General features: G+C 48.6%; 15 protein-coding genes, 1 other RNA gene and 5 pseudogenes. 9 read left to right on the plus strand and 12 right to left on the minus strand.

Annotation, left to right across the window (positions count from 1 at the left end):
- Positions 1 to 5 precede the first annotated feature (5 nt).
- Complete coding sequence (locus IUJ45_RS06390; RefSeq protein WP_002246567.1) at positions 6 to 941, plus strand: electron transfer flavoprotein subunit alpha/FixB family protein; 936 nt, start codon at positions 6 to 8, stop codon at positions 939 to 941.
- Between the two features lie 62 nt (positions 942 to 1,003).
- Positions 1,004 to 1,615: an IMPACT family protein gene (locus IUJ45_RS06395; protein WP_002235309.1), complete on the plus strand. Its 612-nt coding sequence runs from the start codon at positions 1,004 to 1,006 to the stop codon at positions 1,613 to 1,615.
- Between the two features lie 60 nt (positions 1,616 to 1,675).
- On the opposite strand, the gene IUJ45_RS06400 is transcribed toward IUJ45_RS06395, so the two are convergent.
- The gene (locus tag IUJ45_RS06400) at positions 1,676 to 1,984 is read right to left on the minus strand and encodes a DUF4298 domain-containing protein (RefSeq protein ID WP_082308659.1); all 309 of its coding nucleotides are present in this window, start codon (positions 1,982 to 1,984) and stop codon (positions 1,676 to 1,678) included.
- Positions 1,985 to 2,140: 156 nt separating this feature from the next.
- On the opposite strand from IUJ45_RS06400, the gene purD reads away from it, so the two are divergent.
- The 3 genes and pseudogenes from purD to IUJ45_RS06415 all read left to right on the plus strand — a co-directional run.
- Positions 2,141 to 3,412, plus strand: a complete 1,272-nt coding sequence (gene purD / locus IUJ45_RS06405; protein ID WP_002246568.1) for a phosphoribosylamine--glycine ligase — start codon at positions 2,141 to 2,143, stop codon at positions 3,410 to 3,412.
- A 33-nt stretch (positions 3,413 to 3,445) separates the two neighbouring features.
- On the plus strand, positions 3,446 to 4,048 hold the full coding sequence (locus tag IUJ45_RS06410) for an L-threonylcarbamoyladenylate synthase (RefSeq protein WP_002221739.1): 603 nt from the start codon (positions 3,446 to 3,448) through the stop codon (positions 4,046 to 4,048).
- A 27-nt stretch (positions 4,049 to 4,075) separates the two neighbouring features.
- Positions 4,076 to 4,294, plus strand: a pseudogene (locus tag IUJ45_RS06415) (hypothetical protein); the annotation flags it as partial.
- Positions 4,295 to 4,590: 296 nt separating this feature from the next.
- Here IUJ45_RS06415 and IUJ45_RS11215 read toward each other — a convergent pair.
- The 10 genes and pseudogenes from IUJ45_RS11215 to IUJ45_RS06455 all read right to left on the minus strand — a co-directional run.
- Positions 4,591 to 4,704: pseudogene (locus tag IUJ45_RS11215) on the minus strand (IS5/IS1182 family transposase); the annotation flags it as partial.
- 77 nt (positions 4,705 to 4,781) lie between these two features.
- Positions 4,782 to 5,747, minus strand: a complete 966-nt coding sequence (locus IUJ45_RS06420) for an IS30-like element IS1655 family transposase (protein WP_002217985.1) — start codon at positions 5,745 to 5,747, stop codon at positions 4,782 to 4,784.
- Positions 5,748 to 5,941: 194 nt separating this feature from the next.
- Positions 5,942 to 6,058, minus strand: a pseudogene (locus IUJ45_RS11220) (IS5/IS1182 family transposase); the annotation flags it as partial.
- Positions 6,059 to 6,222: 164 nt separating this feature from the next.
- The gene (locus IUJ45_RS06425) at positions 6,223 to 6,663 is read right to left on the minus strand and encodes a surface-adhesin E family protein (protein ID WP_033908675.1); all 441 of its coding nucleotides are present in this window, start codon (positions 6,661 to 6,663) and stop codon (positions 6,223 to 6,225) included.
- A 240-nt stretch (positions 6,664 to 6,903) separates the two neighbouring features.
- Complete coding sequence (locus IUJ45_RS06430) at positions 6,904 to 7,083, minus strand: anti-sigma factor family protein (RefSeq protein WP_002215152.1); 180 nt, start codon at positions 7,081 to 7,083, stop codon at positions 6,904 to 6,906.
- A gap of 5 nt (positions 7,084 to 7,088) precedes the next feature.
- Entirely contained in the window at positions 7,089 to 7,676 is a 588-nt protein-coding gene (locus IUJ45_RS06435; RefSeq protein ID WP_002223225.1) for a sigma-70 family RNA polymerase sigma factor, read from the minus strand.
- Positions 7,677 to 7,697: 21 nt separating this feature from the next.
- A complete protein-coding gene (locus tag IUJ45_RS06440) occupies positions 7,698 to 8,444 on the minus strand; it encodes an HvfC family RiPP maturation protein (protein ID WP_002233320.1) in 747 nt (248 codons plus the stop codon).
- Positions 8,434 to 9,276: an HvfB family MNIO-type RiPP peptide maturase gene (locus IUJ45_RS06445; protein WP_002224718.1), complete on the minus strand. Its 843-nt coding sequence runs from the start codon at positions 9,274 to 9,276 to the stop codon at positions 8,434 to 8,436. The genes IUJ45_RS06440 and IUJ45_RS06445 overlap by 11 nt, the downstream gene beginning before the upstream one ends.
- Positions 9,277 to 9,391: 115 nt before the next feature.
- Positions 9,392 to 9,699, minus strand: a pseudogene (locus tag IUJ45_RS06450) (HvfA family oxazolone/thioamide-modified RiPP metallophore).
- A 73-nt stretch (positions 9,700 to 9,772) separates the two neighbouring features.
- Positions 9,773 to 10,222, minus strand: coding sequence for an HvfX family Cu-binding RiPP maturation protein (locus tag IUJ45_RS06455; RefSeq protein ID WP_082308660.1), 450 nt, complete (start codon positions 10,220 to 10,222; stop codon positions 9,773 to 9,775).
- Positions 10,223 to 10,563: 341 nt separating this feature from the next.
- Here IUJ45_RS06455 and IUJ45_RS06460 point away from each other — a divergent pair, with 341 nt between their 5' ends.
- The 3 genes from IUJ45_RS06460 (at position 10,564) to rnpB (ending at position 13,101) form a co-directional block, all read left to right on the plus strand.
- A complete protein-coding gene (locus IUJ45_RS06460; protein WP_002233319.1) occupies positions 10,564 to 11,457 on the plus strand; it encodes a patatin-like phospholipase family protein in 894 nt (297 codons plus the stop codon).
- A 102-nt stretch (positions 11,458 to 11,559) separates the two neighbouring features.
- A complete protein-coding gene (prfB, locus tag IUJ45_RS06465) occupies positions 11,560 to 12,663 on the plus strand; it encodes a peptide chain release factor 2 (RefSeq protein WP_082308661.1) in 1,104 nt (367 codons plus the stop codon).
- Positions 12,664 to 12,741: 78 nt separating this feature from the next.
- Positions 12,742 to 13,101: RNase P RNA component class A (gene rnpB, locus IUJ45_RS06470), an RNA gene on the plus strand.
- 472 nt (positions 13,102 to 13,573) lie between these two features.
- Here rnpB and IUJ45_RS06475 read toward each other — a convergent pair.
- Positions 13,574 to 15,031 (minus strand): oligopeptide:H+ symporter, encoded by a 1,458-nt coding sequence (locus tag IUJ45_RS06475; RefSeq protein WP_082308662.1) that lies wholly within the window; start codon positions 15,029 to 15,031, stop codon positions 13,574 to 13,576.
- A gap of 476 nt (positions 15,032 to 15,507) precedes the next feature.
- On the opposite strand from IUJ45_RS06475, the pseudogene IUJ45_RS06480 reads away from it, so the two are divergent.
- Positions 15,508 to 16,515: pseudogene (locus IUJ45_RS06480) on the plus strand (IS5 family transposase).
- The last annotated feature ends 838 nt before the right edge of the window (positions 16,516 to 17,353 follow it).

Raw genomic sequence — 17,353 nt, forward strand, 5'->3', positions numbered from 1 at the left:
CTGAAATGAGCGTATTGATTATTGTCGAACACGACAACAAACAGTTGAATCCTACCACTTTGCATGCTGTTACCGCTGCCGCCAAGCTGGGTAAAGTCGATTTATTGGTTGCCGGAAGCGGTGCATCTGCCGTAGTAGAGTCCGCAAAACAAGTGGCGGGTGTGGAAAAAGTTTTGGTTGCAGATGCTGCCCATTATGCCGAAGGTTTGGCTGAAGAGTTGGCTCCGCTGGTTGTTAAATTGGCAGCGGATTACCGCTATGTTGCAGCAACGGCAACTACATTCGGTAAAAACCTTTTGCCTCGCGTAGCAGCCTTATTAGATGTACCGCAAATTTCTGATTTGACCGAGATTGTGGATAACACGATTTTTGTGCGCCCCATTTATGCAGGGAACGCATTTGAAACCGTGCAAGTTGATTCGGAAAAATTGGTGCTGACCTTCCGTGCGACGGCTTTTGATGCAGCTCCTGTACAAGGTGGTCATGCCGAGGTAATTAATGTTGAAGCAACCCCTGCCCAAAACCTGAGCCGTTTTGTTAACCGTCAGCTTTCCCATTCCGATCGTCCTGAACTGACTCAGGCAAAAGTGATTGTTTCCGGTGGTCGTGCGTTGGGTAGTGCGGAAAAATTCAATGAAGTGCTGACACCGTTGGCGGATGTTTTAGGTGCGGCAATCGGTGCATCCCGTGCGGCGGTTGATGCCGAATATGCGCCAAACGATGCTCAAGTCGGACAAACCGGTAAAGTGGTTGCGCCGCAACTCTATTTTGCAATCGGTATTTCAGGTGCGATTCAACACGTTGCTGGTATGCAAGACAGTAAGGTGATTGTTGCAATCAATAAAGATGCTGATGCGCCGATTTTCAATGTAGCCGATTACGGATTGGTTGGCGATTTATTTGAAATCGTTCCACAATTAACAGAAGCATTGAAAAATTAATGTTTCACGTGAAACGTTCAGACGACCTTGTTATTAATGAGGTCGTCTGAAAACATTTCAGCATGATTACGACTTATAAAACCATTACTTCCTCGACGCAGGCTGAGTTTAAAGATAAAGGCAGCCGTTTTATTGCATTTGCCTATCCGATTCGGACATTGGCTGATGTGAAAAAATACCTCGATCCGTTAAAGGAAGAGCATCATAAAGCACGACACTGGTGCTATGCCTATCGTTTGGGTGTGGATGGCATGCAATTTCGTGCCAACGATGATGGAGAGCCATCAGGAAGTGCTGGACGACCAATTTTGGGACAGATTGATTCGGTGGGTATTACCGACGTTTTGGTTGTGGTCGTCCGCTATTTCGGTGGTACTTTGTTAGGTGTTCCAGGTCTGATACATGCGTACAAAGAGGCGACGGCTCAAGCGTTGGCAGTTGCAGAAGTAGTTGAAAAGAATATTGAAAAAACTGTTTGGCTGAAATGTGAATATCCGTTTTTGAATGAAGCGATACGCATTGCCAAACAATATCAGGCGGATATATTGGAGCGGGATTTGCAGTTGGATTGCCGATTGACGGTCAGTTTGTCGTTGGTAAATTATGAGGCCTGTGTTGCGGCTTGGAAGAATACTCGGCAGATTGAAGTAAATACGGAAAAGCCTTTTGAATGAAAGGTCGTCTGAAATGCTTTGTGATGGTATTTCAGACGACCTCTTCGCTGACTAATCTTCTTATGTATATTTGTCTAAGGCATCGACGCTGGAGCGCAAATATAACCAAGCCAATTGATGGAATCCGCCCAGCGCGTTCCATAGCGCATCTTCACTCATAATGCTGTATTCGCCTTCCGTACTCAAATCCAGTTCTACCCCGTCTTCAATAGCCTGATGACACGCCTGATACTCGTGGGTATAGAAATTGTCCATGTCGCGAATTAAAGTGACGACATATTTCCAACGGCGGATGTCTTCTTCCAGTTGCGGTAGTAAATGACACCATTCGCGGTATTTGCTTTGGATTTCATCAATACGTTTTTGCATGGTTGCTTGTCCTTTTTTAATTTGTGAATAAGTTGAATAGGTTGCATAGTGGAATGAAGTGGTCTTTGTTTGATTCCACCAAAATTTCTTCAGATGGGACAAAAGTCCCTTTGTATCGAGTTTTCGTTAAAAGTATATATTTGTCAAGGAGATGGCATGAAACTGCTGGTTATCGGTAATGGCGGTCGCGAACACGCGCTGGCTTGGAAATTGGCGCAGTCGCCTAAAGTGGAAACAGTATTTGTTGCGCCTGGTAATGCCGGTACAGCGATTGAACCCAAGCTGCAAAACATCGACTTGACTGCGCATCAGGATTTGATTGAATTCTGTCGTAAAGAAAATATTGTTTTTACCGTCGTCGGCCCTGAAGCGCCTTTGGCGGCAGGTGTTGTGGATGATTTCCGTGCTGCAGGACTAAAAATATTCGGTCCGACACAATATGCGGCGCAGTTGGAAAGTTCCAAAGATTTCGCCAAAGCATTTATGGCGAAATACAATATTCCGACCGCGCAATATCAAACCTTTGAAAACGCCGATGCCGCACATGATTACGTCAATCAGAAAGGTGCGCCTATCGTTATCAAAGCCGATGGTTTGGCGGCAGGTAAAGGCGTGATTGTGGCGATGACTTTGGATGAAGCGCATGCTGCGATTGATGATATGCTGCTGGACAACAAAATGGGCAATGCCGGCGCGCGTGTTGTGATTGAAGATTTCCTGCAAGGCGAAGAAGCGAGTTTTATCGTCATGGTTGATGGCAATAATGTACTGCCTATGGCAACCAGCCAAGACCACAAGCGTCTTTTAGACGGCGATAAAGGTCTGAATACGGGCGGTATGGGTGCGTACAGCCCTGCGCCTGTGGTAACGCCTGTTGTGTACGAACGCGCGATGAATGAAATTATTTTGCCGACCGTAGCAGGGATGAAAGCGGAGGGGCATGAGTTCACCGGTTTCCTGTACGCAGGTTTGATGATTGATCAAAGCGGTGCACCCCATACGATTGAGTTTAACTGCCGTTTCGGCGATCCTGAAACCCAGCCGATTATGAGCCGACTGAACAGCGACTTATCGGATTTGGTTGAAGCGGCAATAGACGGCAAACTCGATAGCGTAACCGCGGAATGGAGCCCGCAAACTGCCGTGGGCGTGGTACTGGCGGCGCAAAATTACCCCGAAACGCCCAAAAAAGGCGATGTTATTTCCGGTCTGGATGCTGCCAACCAAGTAGGCAAAGTTTTCCATGCAGGTACAACGGCAAACGAGAAAGGTGACGTATTGACCAACGGCGGACGCGTATTGTGTGTTGTGGGATTGGGCGATAATGTGGCGCAAGCGAAAGCTAAGGCATATGGCGCGTTGGAAAAAATCAGTTTCGACGGGATGCAATACCGTAAAGACATTGCCGATAAAGCGATTAACCGTTAATTAGAAAGAGGATGATGCCGTCTGAAGCCAAGTATGACTGATGTGCTTCAGACGGTATTTTATATTATGTTATTTCCGAGAATTATCGCAGCATCAGCGCAACGTAAGTTAAGCGTTTATTTGAAAAAAGGCGGTTTGGTCGCTTATCCGACCGAATCTTGTTATGGCTTGGGGTGTCTTCCGACATTAGCCAAAGCACTCGGTAAGTTGGCGCATTTGAAAAAAAGACCGCAACACAAGGGTATGATTGTCATCGGGAATCAATTTGAGCAATTGCAGCCTTTACTTCAAATGCCGTCTGAAAATCTGCAGGATATGCTTAGAAAAGAATGGCCCGCCCCTAAAACGTTCCTATTATCCGCCAAATCCTGTGTCTTACCTGAGTTGCGCGGGAAACAGCGCAGCAAGTTGGCGGTCAGGGTTCCCGCCCATGTAGGTGCGCGCCGCTTGTGTCAGGCTTTGCAAACGCCTTTGGTCTCGACTTCGTGCAACCGCGCAGGCAAACGCGCGTGTCGGACGGAGAGGGAAGTCAGAAGGCAATTCGGACGCGATGTGTGGATTGTTGGTGGGAGAATCGGCAGGCAGAAATCGCCGAGTCAGATTATTGACGGGGAAACAGGTAAACGTTTGCGTTAGATATGGGTACTTGAATGAAAACTTTTTTTGCATACACAAAGAAAAAATTTTTCGGATAGCATTTCTCTACATGATTGTTATTGCACAGAGATAAAGGTAGAAGGACGCAACGTCTGCTTTAATTTTGAGGACGGTTTTGTCGTTCCGGACAATAATCCGAACAATCAAGCGGGCAAGCATCTGAAAACAGATTTTTCCCGTGTTGTTTTAATCCATAAAAATGAAAACGCCGAAGATGATTATTTGAGACCTTTGCAATAACATAGGTTACTAAAATTTTATGCTCAATCTCATTTTTAAAATGCAAAACTTTTCTGATTTTTCCTACTTTTTGCTCAATATTAGGAAGGTTTTAGGCAATTGAAAAATTTTTGGCGCATTTTTATGCGTCAAATTTCGTTAACAGACTATTTTTGCAAAGGTCTCTATTTGTTCGATATTTTTGAAGACATCGTTTTTTTAGGGAAACGTTTGTTTACGGTCAGAAAATTTCTTGATTTTTCTGAATTGCTTGAGATGGTCAATACACAAGGTTATTTTCTTGAGTTTCTGTATTTGTATAGTGGATTAAATTTAAACCAGTACGGCGTTGCCTCGCCTTGCCGTACTATTTGTACTGTCTGCGGCTTCGTCGCCTTGTCCTGATTTTTGTTAATCCACTATATGAGTGTATCGGTGTCAAAACAAGCGATTATTTTTTAGAGGCTCTTGGATTCGGATTTCAAGTGCAACACTAGTGTATTAGTGGTTGGAACAGATTCAAGAATAAAACACTTGGCGTTTCGTAGCCAAGTGTTTTTCTTGGTCGGTGGTTCAACTCATCTTGAACCCTGCGTATCTCCCGATCACTGATGTTACGGAAATCGGTTTGTTTGGGGAAGTATTGCCGGATGAGTCCGTTGGTGTTCTCATTCAGCCCTTTCTCCCAAGAATGGTAAGGGCGACAAAAATAAGTCTCCGCTTTCAATGCTTTGGTTATTTTGGTGTGTTGGTAGAACTCTTTGCCGTTATCCATGGTGATGGTGTGCACCCTGTCTTTATGTGCCTTTAATGCCCTAACAGCTGCCCGGGCAGTGTCTTCGGCTTTGAGGCTATCCAATTTGCAGATGATGGTGTAGCGGGTAACGCGTTCGACCAAGGTCAATAATGCGCTTTTCTGTCCTTTGCCGACAATGGTGTCGGCTTCCCAATCGCCGATACGGGATTTTTGGTCGACGATAGCGGGTCGGTTTTCTATGCCGACACGGTTGGGTACTTTGCCTCTGGTCCATGTGCTGCCGTAGCGTTTGCGGTAGGGTTTGCTGCATATTCTGAGATGTTGCCACAACGTGCTGCCGTTGCTTTTGTCTTGGCGAAGGTAGCGGTAAATGGTGCTGTGGTGGAGCGTGATCTGGTGGTGTTTGCACAGGTAGGCGCATACTTGTTCGGGACTGAGTTTGCGGCGGATAAGGGTGTCGATGTGCTGAATCAGCTGCGAATCGAGCTTATAGGGTTGTCGCTTACGCTGTTTGATAGTCTGGCTTTGCCGCTGGGCTTTTTCGGCGCTGTATTGCTGCCCTTGGGTGCGGTGCCGTCTGATTTCGCGGCTGATGGTGCTTTTGTGGCGGTTAAGCTGTTTGGCGATTTCGGTGACGGTGCAGTGGCGGGACAGGTATTGGATGTGGTATCGTTCGCCTTGGGTCAGTTGCGTGTAGCTCATGGCAATCTTTCTTGCAGGAAAGGCCGTATGCTACCGCATACTGGCCTTTTTCTGTTAGGGAAAGTTGCACTTCAAATGCGAATCCGCCGCTGTGTTGGTTACGGGACGGAGCCGGGAATGTAAGAAATGCTTTATCAAAATTATGGGGGTAAGCAGTTTTGTGTATCAATGGAACAATTTACGTTTGGATAGTGAAATTGTATAGCGAGTTTATATAGTGGATTAAATTTAAACCAGTACGGCGTTGCCTCGCCTTGCCGTACTATTTGTACTGTCTGCGGCTTCGTCGCCTTGTCCTGATTTTTGTTAATCCACTATATTTCGGATGGAAGCCGGTTTAAAAAAATAATATGGATAACTTCGAGGATAACTTTTCGGAGAAATGGCAAAATGCCGTCCGAAATGCTGATATTTCAGTATTTCAGACGGCATTTTTATGATAAGGTTTGTGGGTAAGTTTGTGTATAAGTTGCAATCAGAGTTTTTTTCCGCATACGGTTTCATATTGTTTTTCGGTTAATGTCCCGGACAGGATGCTCATCGGGCGGAGGGAAGAGGCTGTGTAGTTTTGTGTGGAAATTTCCGTGTTTTTTGTATCAAACAATTGTAGCGAACTTAAGCGGTATGTTTTGTTGTTGCAGTGGATTTCCCACTCGGCAATGGCAGTCTTGTATGCGGGGGTGTTGGCAAAACGTTCTTGTTTTAGATTGGTAACAACTTTTTTATCTTGGAAAATCATCAGATTTCCGTTTTTTCTCACGCTGTCTTTATTGATATATGTATGAATATTGCCGTTTGAGATTGTGCCGATATTTTCCCATCGGGCAGACTTGTCCGGTGTGCTGCAGGCGGTTATCAAAATAGGGAATAAAACGAAAGATAGGAAGATTGGGCGCATTAGGGTTTCCTTAATCATTGAAATCTGCTCATTCAGAAAGAACGGGTTGGGCGGGAGGGGTAGCGCCGTCTGTGAAATAAGGCAAATAAAGCAAATATAGCAAATTGATGCAGCCTTCGTGTTTTGCGTATTTATATATTCCGTATGGAGGAATATGCTGCTTTTGAAGCGTGTATTATGGATGAACTGCCGATAACAGTAAATCGGTTTGATTTGTTTCCGTCAGCTTATGCCGTCTGAAGCCTTTTCAGACGGCATTTATTTTGAAGTTCTGGTTGTTTTTGCCAGTGATCTTTTGATGGTTTGAAGTTGTCTTTTATATTCACGGCAATACGGACAGAACAGCAGGTGTGTGTATATGGAAATCTTCTCGCCCGGGGTGGTTTCCCGGTCCTGATGTTTGGAAAGAAGCAGGGCGATATCGCGGCATTTTTTCATAACGTTTACTTCGGGTTTTCTTGGTTGAACCATTTGATTTGCAGGCATTGGCGCAATGATTCTCGGGCGCGGTGCATAATGGTGTGGTAGTTGGACGTGCTGATACCGCACATTTGTTGTATTTCGTCGGATGAAAAACCGAGTATTTCCTTCAGGGTAAATACCCGTGCGGTGTTTTCAGGCAGGTTGTATAGGCAGCTTTGCAGAATTTTTTGGAATTCGTTGTTGTTTAATGATTTTTCCGGAGTGTTCCAATGTTGCGGCTGCCCTTCCGGCGTCCAATGCCCGTTTTGGGAAAAATGGCTTTCAAATGCTTCATCCAGTAGCTCGTCATCCAGTGCGGTAAAGACTTTCCTCTGCCTTCCGATTTGACGTAATGCGTCAATAATTTTGTTTTTCAATATGGCAAAAAGCCAGCTGTTGACAAGTGCCCTGCCTTGAAAACTGTCGCCTGCGCTGTATGCGGACAGCAATGTTTCCTGCACTAAATCTTCAGCCAAATCAGGGTGGTCGGGCAACTGAAGCCGCGCAAAATGCAGAAGCAGTTTACGCGACTCTATTAATTCGGCATCGGTCAGGTCGGGTAGCGGCATAGTATCGGGAACAAGGTAATTTTATGCGGATAGATGGTTTTGGCCCGGGGAATTGCCTTCCATATTTTCGGATATGGCGGACAAGGAGGGGATGATAATCCTTTGTTCAGTCCAGCCTGACCATTTCCCAAGCAAAATATTTTTCCAATTATCGTCCTCAGGCATAAATTCGACAAGGGTTTGGGCGAGGGTGTCAAACGAAAGCGCGGAGGAACCCATTATCTCCAGCAGCATCATATCGAAGCCGTCCAATGTTTGGTACATCACATCATCTTCGGCGTTTCGCCATATTAACAAGGCTGTTTCCGCTTCATGCAAATCATCGGTAACATCATATCGATATTGCCGGATAAAGGCCGCAGGGGAGGGTGTGTATTTGCTGTCATTTGAATAATGAATGTCGGGAATATCCGGAATTTGAGCAACTTCTGCCAGCAATTGGGTATATTCAAAATCCATCAGTGCCAAAATGCCGTCTAAAAGCGGCAGGCTTTGGCAATATTGTAGGAACTCGCCGGGGATTTCTTGAAAATAGGGCGTTTGGGCGTGCGCGTCGCGGACGAAACCTTCTTTCAGACGGCTCCATTCTTCGCTGTCAAAGTATTGCCGCGTTTCGGTATAGCAGCGGTCGATAAAGCTGTGGATATTGTTGCGTATCAGGCGGATATAGACGTTCAGGCGCTCTTGCGGCAGTCCGTCGGCGGCTTCACCCTCGCGTATGGCTTGGGCGAAACGGTGTTGGTATTGGGCGGAGATTTCAGGCTGCACGGCGGTATTCCTTTCCGGCACGCGTTTGATAGTCGGCAATTTTGGCGACCTCGGCTTCGAGTTCGGCAAAAGGCGGGAAATTAAAATCGCGTTCCAATAGGGTGGGCGGAATCGTCGGCAGCTTGGCATAGGCAAGTTCGAGCAAGTCCCAAACAGTCGGCAAAACTGCCGCGCCATGTGTATCAATCAACAATTCCGGCGTTTCCACGTCATGTCCGGCAATATGGATATAGCACACGCGATCTGCGTCAACGTTTTTCAAAAAAGCCTCCGGCGACAACAGGCCGTGATTGACGGCGTTGACGTAGATATTGTTCACGTCCAGATGAATGCCGCAATCGGCCTCACGTGCAACCGCGTTGAGGAACTCGACCTCGTTCATCTCGGCAAGCGGGGAATGCAGATAGTAGGACGTGTTTTCCACGGCGATGCGGCAGCCCAAACGGTCTTGCACTTCGCGGATACGCCGCGCCGTATGATGCACCATTTCCTCGGTAAAGGGCAGCGGCAACAAATCGTAAAGATGACCGCCGTCGTGGCAGTAGCTCAAATGGTCGGAGAAAAACGTGCAATCGTAACGGCGCATCATTTCTTTGATGCCGTCTATCAAATCAGTATCCAGCGGTGCTTGCCCGCCCAGCGACATAGACAATCCGTGCAACGCCAGCGGCAGCCGTTCCGCCACACGGTCAAACTGTTTGCGTGCCCAGCCGCCCATTTTCAGCCAGTTTTCCGGTGCGGCTTCGATAAAGCATATCGGGCTGTTTTCGGAAAGCGAGAGAAAGTCTTCCGCCAAGTCGCGGCGGTAGCCCAAGCCTGCGTGTTGAATCATATTTTTACCCGGTTCGGATGGCACAAAAGAATGATGTGCTTGTTAAAAAATCTTTGTTTGCCGTTAAAAAAGCCGCATTTTACTGAAAAACGCGGCTTGGTTTGAAGGGGTGGGATTATTTAGAACCGCATTTGCCTTCGCCGCATTTGCCTTCGGCAGATTTGGCCTTGGCTTTAGATGCTTTGGTGTGTTTGTGGGTTTTTTTACGGTCGCACCGCATTTGCCCTCGCCGCATTTGCCTTCGCCTGCTTTAGAACCAGCCGCGCCGCACGAACCTTCGGCAGATTTGGACGCGCCGCAAGAGCCATGGGCGGATTTATGAACGCCTGTTGCGTTGCTTGCCGGTTTGTTGGCAGCAACTGCACCGGCGGCCAAAGACAGGGATAAAGCACCGGCGAGTGCGGCAGCAATGTTTTTGTTCATTTCTATTTCCTTTTCAGAATATCAAGTTAACGAGATAAGGTTGGAATGTTTAAAGTCAGATTCCACGACTGAATCAATCTTGCTTCAGACGGCATTGGGGGCAAAACCGTTTTTTCAGCAGCGTATCCAGCGACCATCCGCCCGCACCCTGGAAAAGCAGCGGGATTAATACCACGATATAAATTAAAGCCATTTTATAACCGTTGTCGCAGACATTGTAACCCGAACCGGCGTGAACCGCAGCCCAAGCGACGGCGGTAACGACCATCAGCCCTAATGCCGACAGACGCGTTGCCAAACCCAAAAGCAACAGTACGGGCAGTAAAAGCTCCGCATACATGGCGAGATTCCAGTTTAACGCGTCCGGCAGCAAGTTGAACGGGAATGGAAACTGATCGTTGATTTCGGAAAACCAATTCTCCCCGTTCCATTTTTGCAAACCCGATTCCAAAAATTCATATGCGGCAAACAGACGCAAAACCAGCATAGCGGATACCGTCTGCCAAGTTGTTCCGATTTTTATAAGTGTTCCTGTTTTGGTTCTGTTGATACCCCATTAGACGGATTTTGTCGGAAAAACTGACACCCGGCAGCCAATGATTTAACAAGTTAATGAATATAAAAAGAAAGTATTTTGATGGAAAGGAAGGGAAAAAGGCGGGATATTTGGATAACGGCGGTGTTGTGAGATAATTCCCACCTTGGATAGTATGCCTTCAAATATAATTTCCGTAAAGGAAAAAAAGAAATATTAATTTTGATGATGACTTAACAAAGCCCCCATTTGCTTGGCTGTCAAAGGGGGTTGTTAAGAAAAGCAATCCCTCTTTTTGACGGGGTGCGATATATAAAGGAATGGAAAATATGGTAACGTTTTCAAAAATCAGACCGCTTTTGGCAATCGCCGCCGCCGCGTTGCTTGCCGCCTGCGGCACGGCGGGAAATAATGCTGCCCGCAAGCCGGTGCAAACCGCCAAACCCGCCGCAGTGGTCGGTTTGGCACTCGGTGGCGGCGCATCTAAAGGATTTGCCCATGTAGGTATTATTAAGGTTTTGAAAGAAAACGGTATTCCTGTGAAGGTGGTTACCGGCACATCGGCAGGTTCGATAGTCGGCAGCCTTTTTGCATCGGGTATGTCGCCCGACCGCCTCGAATTGGAAGCCGAAATTTTAGGTAAAACCGATTTGGTCGATTTAACCTTGTCCACCAGTGGTTTTATCAAAGGCGAAAAGCTGCAAAATTACATCAACCGAAAAGTCGGCGGCAGGCGGATTCAGCAGTTTCCCATCAAATTTGCCGCCGTTGCTACTGATTTTGAAACCGGCAAGGCCGTCGCTTTCAATCAAGGGAATGCCGGGCAGGCTGTGCGCGCTTCCGCCGCCATTCCCAATGTGTTCCAACCCGTTATCATCGGCAGGCATACATATGTTGACGGCGGTCTGTCGCAGCCCGTGCCCGTCAGTGCCGCCCGGCGGCAGGGGGCGAATTTCGTGATTGCCGTCGATATTTCCGCCCGTCCGAGCAAAAACATCAGCCAAGGCTTCTTCTCTTATCTCGATCAGACGCTGAACGTAATGAGCGTTTCCGCGTTGCAAAATGAGTTGGGGCAGGCGGATGTGGTTATCAAACCGCAGGTTTTGGATTTGGGTGCAGTCGGCGGATTCGATCAGAAAAAACGCGCCATCCGGTTGGGTGAGGAGGCAGCACGTGCCGCATTGCCTGAAATCAAACGCAAACTGGCGGCATACCGTTATTGACGCTATGCCGTCCGAACGTGTTTCCAGAAGGCTTTATCCATAGAAAAAAATACCCGAATCCCGTACAATACGCCCCTAAAATTTTGAAAGAACAAAAGAATCATGGAAGCCGAAGTAATCAACCAGCTCAACAATACCCTGAATGATTTGGAAAAGCGCAGCGAAGACATCCGAGTTTATATGGATTATCAGGGTAAGAAAGACCGATTGGAAGAAGTTATCGGTCTTTCCGAAGACCCCGAACTTTGGAACGACCCGAAACGCGCCCAAGAAATCGGCAAAGAGCGCAAAATCCTCGAAGGCATCGTGTTGACGCTCGACAACATCGCGATGGGCATCGAAGACAACCGCATGCTGATTGAAATGACCGTCGAAGAAAACGACGAAGAAGGTTTTGCCGCCGTGCAGGAAGATGTGGCGGGGCTGGAAAAACAGATGGCGGATTTGGAGTTCAAACGGATGTTCAACCAGCCCGCCGACCCGAACAACTGCTTTATCGACATCACCGCAGGCGCGGGCGGTACGGAAGCGGAAGACTGGGCGGGTATGCTGTTCCGTATGTACAGCCGCTACGCCGAGCGCAAAGGCTTCAAAATCGAAATCCTCGAAGAAGACGACGGCGAAATCGCGGGCATCAACCGCGCGACTATCCGAGTGGAAGGCGAATACGCCTATGGTTTGCTGCGTACCGAAACCGGCGTTCACCGCTTGGTGCGCTATTCACCGTTTGACTCGAACAACAAACGCCATACTTCGTTTGCCTCCGTGTTCGTTTACCCTGAAATCGATGATTCCATTGAAATCGAAATCAACCCCGCCGATTTGCGTATCGACACCTATCGCGCATCGGGCGCGGGCGGTCAGCACATCAACAAAACCGACTCCGCCGTGCGTATTACCCACGAGCCGACGGGGATTGTGGTGCAATGTCAAAACGACCGTTCGCAACACGCCAACAAAGCCGCCGCGATGGAAATGTTGAAGTCCAAACTGTATGAATTGGAAATGCGCAAACGCAACGAAGAGAAACAGGCGTTGGAAGAAGGTAAATCCGATGTAGGTTGGGGCAGCCAAATCCGTTCGTACGTCTTGGACTCCTCACGCATTAAAGACTTGCGCACAGGCTACGAAGTCGGCAACACCAAAGCCGTATTGGACGGCGACTTGGACGGCTTTATCGAAGCCAGCCTGAAACAGGGCGTGTAGTTTAGGCTGTATGCCGTCTGAAACCTGTACCGTTTCAGACGGCATTTTTGCGTTTCGTGTTATAATCCGCGCCGCACACGGGACGGGCAGACAGTCGCCGCGTATCGCGTAAGGCATACGGGGAGGAAAGTCCGGGCTCCGCAGGGTAGAATGCCGGTTAACGGCCGGGCGCGGTAACGCGACGGAAAGTGGAACAGAAAGCAAAACCGCCGATGGCTGCTTTGGCAGCACAGGCAAGGGTGAAAAGGTGCGGTAAGGGCGCACCGCGCATTTGGTAACAATATGCGGCAGGCCAAACCCCATTCGGAGCAAGACCAAACAGAACGCAATGACGCTGCCCGCCGAGCGTTCGGGTAGGTTGCTTGAGCATACCGGCAACGGTATGCCTAGAGGAATGACTGTCCGAGACAGAACCCGGCTTACCGCCTGTCCGGTGTGCATCCGACAGGCAAATGCCGTCTGAAACCTGAAATATGGTTCAGACGGCATTTTTATTTAGGTTGTGTTTTTATAGTGGATTAACAAAAACCGGTACGGCGTTGCCTCGCCTTAGCTCAAAGAGAACGATTCTCTAAGGTGCTGAAGCACCAAGTGAATCGGTTCCGTACTGTTTGTACTGTCTGCGGCTTCGTCGCCTTGTCCTGATTTTTGTTAATCCACTATATATTCCGTTGATGCAGCACTAATTTAGTCGGATAAAATGCCTTTTACTCAATAGAACCGGTTTCCGCCCAAGCGGAAATAAACGGCTATTTCCCTTGCAAACAGACGGAATCAGTCAGATATTTAAATGACAATCGGCAGGCTGCCTTCCGGTTGGGGGGGAGCCTGTCCTGTCGGGTGGAAACGGTTTGGTTTCATTATGCGGAAAAATGCCGTCTGAAGGGTTTAGACGGCATCGGGGCGGGACTTAGTCTGTGCCTTCGAGCATTTTGTTCAATTTGGGGACGAGCAGGAGCAGCAGGAAGCCTGTGGCTGCGCCGATGTAGAACAGCAGCCGATAGAAGCCGATTTCGTCGCCCGCCTGATAGCCTTTTTCAAACAATACGCCGCCCAAAGTGAAGCCTAATGAAAAGGCAAGGAAATTAAGGGCGACCATTTGGGTTTTGAATAAAGGCGGTGCGATTTTGGTGGAGATGGACAGCGCAATCGGGGAAATCATCAGTTCGCCTATCGTGATGGTAAGGACAATCAGTGCGAAAACCGCAATAGGCATCGGCGTGCCGGCGGAAATAAAGGGGACGAATCCCAAAAACGACGCGCCGGTAACAAATACCGCCATAGCGAATTTCAGCGGGGTTTTGGGCTGTTTGCGCCCCATTTTTGTCCACATTGCCGCCATAAGTCCGGAAAACAGGATGACCCACAGGCTTTGCATAGAATCTTTCCAAGCGACGGGTACGGTAAACGAACCGATGGTGCGGTTGACGGTTTCGTCGAAATAGACGGTTGCCACGGTGTAAATCTGAAACCAGACCGCCCAAAACATACAGATGGTCAGGAAAAGCGGGATGTAGGCGATGATGTGCCGCTTGTTGTCGGAACTGACGCGGGGGTTGGTCAGCAGCCGGGTAAAATAGACGATGACGGCAAGGATGACGGTAGATAGGAGGATGCCGGAGAAATTGTCGAGGTTGACAAGCCCGGTTTTGATGGCGGTTGCAAGTGCGGCGATGAGGGCGATGCCGACGGCGGCCGCAGTTTTGCCCTGTCCTTTTGAAAGCGGATGGGGGACGGTGGGGTGGGGCAGGTTTTTACGTCCCAAGGAATAACGCCACAAGCCGAATGCCATACCGACCGCCGCCGCGCCGAAACCATAATGGAAACCGATGTTTTCCTGCAGCAGGCCGGTCAGCAGCGGGCTTAGGAAGCCGCCGATATTGATGGCGATGTAGAAAATGGAAAATCCCGCATCGCGCAGCGGGCGCATTTCGTCCTGTTCGTATAATGCGCCCACCATAGAACTGGCCGTAGATTTCACACCGCCGCTGCCCAATGCGATGAATATCAGCCCGATTAAAAGGCCGTACAGGCCCGGGGCGGCGGCAAGGACGATGTGTCCGAGCATCACGACGATGCCCGAGAGGAAGAGGGTCTTTTCCGCACCCCATACGCGGTCGGCAAACCACGCGCCCAAAATGGTGGACAGGTACACGCTGCCGCTGTATGCGCCGACAATGCCGCCGGCGAGGGTTTTGTCTATGCCCAAGCCGCCTTTGTCGGCGGTGTAGTAGAGGTAAATCAGCAGGATGCCCTGCATTCCGTAAAATGAAAAACGTTCCCACAATTCGATATGGAAGAGGGTGGAAAGCTGGAAGGGGTGGCCGAAGAATGTTTTTTCTCCGGTGCGGGCGGGATGCCGGGACATAAAGGTTCTCCTAAAAGATTTTCTCTCAATACCGTCTGAAACGGATGCGGACGGCAGCGGTGTTTTTTGTATGAAAATCGGTTTTTAACCAATATTTTCAATCTTTGTCAAACGATGCGCTGCCGTTTTTGCGGTCGAATGTTTTTATATTTGTTTCAATTCAACGGATTGTATTTTAGAGGACGTGTTCCGATACGGCGCGGGTAAAGCCTTTTCAGTCAAGCGACTTATCCGATAGGGCGGTTTTTTATAGTGGATTAACAAAAACCAGTACGGCGTTGCCTCGCCTTAGCTCAAAGAGAACGATTCTCTAAGGTGCTGAAGCACCAAGTGAATTGGTTCCGTACTGTTTGTACTGTCTGCGGCTTCGCCGCCTTGTCCTGATTTTTGTTAATCCGCTATAAAGACCGTCGGAGACCTTTGCAAAATTCCCCAAAATCCCCTAAATTCCCACCAAGACATTTAGGGGATTTCTCATGAGCACCTTCTTTCAACAAACCGCCCAAGCCATGATTGCCAAACACATCGACCGTTTCCCGCTATTGAAGTTGGACCGGGTGATTGATTGGCAGCCGATCGAACAGTACCTGAATCGTCAAAGAACCCGTTACCTTAGAGACCACCGCGGCCGTCCCGCCTATCCCCTGCTGTCCATGTTCAAAGCCGTCCTGCTCGGACAATGGCACAGTCTCTCCGATCCCGAACTCGAACACAGCCTCATTACCCGCATCGATTTCAACCTGTTTTGCCGTTTTGACGAACTAAGCATCCCCGATTACAGCACCTTATGCCGCTACCGCAACTGGCTGGCGCAAGACGACACCCTGTCCGAACTGTTGGAACTGATTAACTGCCAACTGACCGAAAAAGGCTTAAAAGTAGAGAAAGCATCCGCCGCCGTCATTGACGCCACCATTATTCAGACCGCTGGCAGCAAACAGCGTCAGGCCATAGAAGTTGACGAAGAAGGACAAATCAGCGGCCAAACCACACCGAGTAAGGACAGCGATGCCCGTTGAATCAAGAAAAACGGCCTCTACAAACTCGGTTACAAACAACATACCCGTACCGATGCAGAAGGCTATATCGAGAAACTGCACATCACCCCCGCCAATGCCCATGAGTGCAAACACCTGTCGCCGTTGTTGGAAGGGATAGCTGAAGGTACGACCGTCTATGCCGACAAAGGCTACGACAGTGCGGAAAACCGGCAACATCTGAAAGAACATCGGTTGCAGAACGGCATTATGCGCAAAGCCTGCCGCAACCGTCCGCTGTCGGAAGCGCAAACCAAACGCAACCGATATTTGTCGAAGACCCGTTATGTGGTCGAACAAAGCTTCGGTACGCTGCACCGTAAATTCCGCTATGCGCGGGCAGCCTATTTCGGGCTGATTAAAGTGAGTGCGCAAAGCCACCTGAAGGCGATGTGTTTGAACCTGTTGAAAGCCGCCAACAGGTTAAGTGCGCCCGCTGCCGCCTAAAAGGCAGCCCGGATGCCTGATTATCGGGTATCCGGGCAGGATTAAGGGGGGATTTGGGTAGAATTAGGCGGTATTTGGGGCGAAAACAGCCGAAAACCTGTGTTGGGGTTTCGGTTGTTGGGGGGAAAGGAATTTTGCAAAGGTCTCCGTCGGGCATCTGCAGCCGTTATTCCCGCGCAGGCGGGAATCTAGTCTGTTCGGTTTCAGTTATTTCCGATAAATGCCTGTTGCTTTTCATTTCTAGATTCCCACTTTCGTGGGAATGACGGTTCAGTTGCTACGGTTACTGTCAGGTTTCGGTTATGTTGGAATTTCGGGAAACTTATGAATCGTCATTCCCGCGCAGGCGGGAATCTAGACATTCAATGCTAAGGCAATTTATCGGGAATGACTGAAACTCAAAAAACTGGATTCCCACTTTCGTGGGAATGACGGGATTTTAGGTTTCTGATTTTGGTTTTCTGTTTTTGTAGGAATGATGAAATTTTGAGTTTTAGGAATTTACCGGAAAAAACAGAAACCGTTCTGTCGTCATTCCCGCGCAGGCGGGAATCTAGACATTCAATGCTAAGGCAATTTATCGGGAATGACTGAAACTCAAAAAACTGGATTCCCACTTTCGTGGGAATGACGGGATGTAGGTTCGTGGGAATGACGGGATGTAGGTTTCCGTACGGATGGATTCGTCATTCCCGCGCAGGCGGGAATCTAGACCTTGGGATAACAGCAATATTCAAAGATTATCTGAAAGTTTGAGATTCTGGATTCCCACTTTCGTGGGAATGACGGGATTAGAGTTTCAAAATTTATTCTAAATAGCTGAAGCTCAACGCACTGG

The organism is Neisseria meningitidis (assembly GCF_022869645.1).
Lineage (GTDB): Bacteria > Pseudomonadota > Gammaproteobacteria > Burkholderiales > Neisseriaceae > Neisseria > Neisseria meningitidis.

Bases quoted from the DNA above. Each gene is read 5' to 3' on its own strand.
- IUJ45_RS06420 (WP_002217985.1), bottom strand. From the start codon at position 5,747: ATGAGCTACACGCAACTGACCCAAGGCGAACGATACCACATCCAATAC.
- IUJ45_RS06445 (WP_002224718.1), bottom strand. From the start codon at position 9,276: ATGATTCAACACGCAGGCTTGGGCTACCGCCGCGACTTGGCGGAAGAC.
- IUJ45_RS06410 (WP_002221739.1), top strand. From the start codon at position 3,446: ATGACTGATGTGCTTCAGACGGTATTTTATATTATGTTATTTCCGAGA.
- IUJ45_RS06460 (WP_002233319.1), top strand. From the start codon at position 10,564: ATGGTAACGTTTTCAAAAATCAGACCGCTTTTGGCAATCGCCGCCGCC.
- IUJ45_RS06425 (WP_033908675.1), bottom strand. From the start codon at position 6,663: ATGATTAAGGAAACCCTAATGCGCCCAATCTTCCTATCTTTCGTTTTA.
- IUJ45_RS06430 (WP_002215152.1), bottom strand. From the start codon at position 7,083: ATGAAAAAATGCCGCGATATCGCCCTGCTTCTTTCCAAACATCAGGAC.
- prfB (WP_082308661.1), top strand. From the start codon at position 11,560: ATGGAAGCCGAAGTAATCAACCAGCTCAACAATACCCTGAATGATTTG.
- IUJ45_RS06400 (WP_082308659.1), bottom strand. From the start codon at position 1,984: ATGCAAAAACGTATTGATGAAATCCAAAGCAAATACCGCGAATGGTGT.
- IUJ45_RS06395 (WP_002235309.1), top strand. From the start codon at position 1,004: ATGATTACGACTTATAAAACCATTACTTCCTCGACGCAGGCTGAGTTT.
- purD (WP_002246568.1), top strand. From the start codon at position 2,141: ATGAAACTGCTGGTTATCGGTAATGGCGGTCGCGAACACGCGCTGGCT.
- IUJ45_RS06390 (WP_002246567.1), top strand. From the start codon at position 6: ATGAGCGTATTGATTATTGTCGAACACGACAACAAACAGTTGAATCCT.
- IUJ45_RS06475 (WP_082308662.1), bottom strand. From the start codon at position 15,031: ATGTCCCGGCATCCCGCCCGCACCGGAGAAAAAACATTCTTCGGCCAC.
- IUJ45_RS06435 (WP_002223225.1), bottom strand. From the start codon at position 7,676: ATGCCGCTACCCGACCTGACCGATGCCGAATTAATAGAGTCGCGTAAA.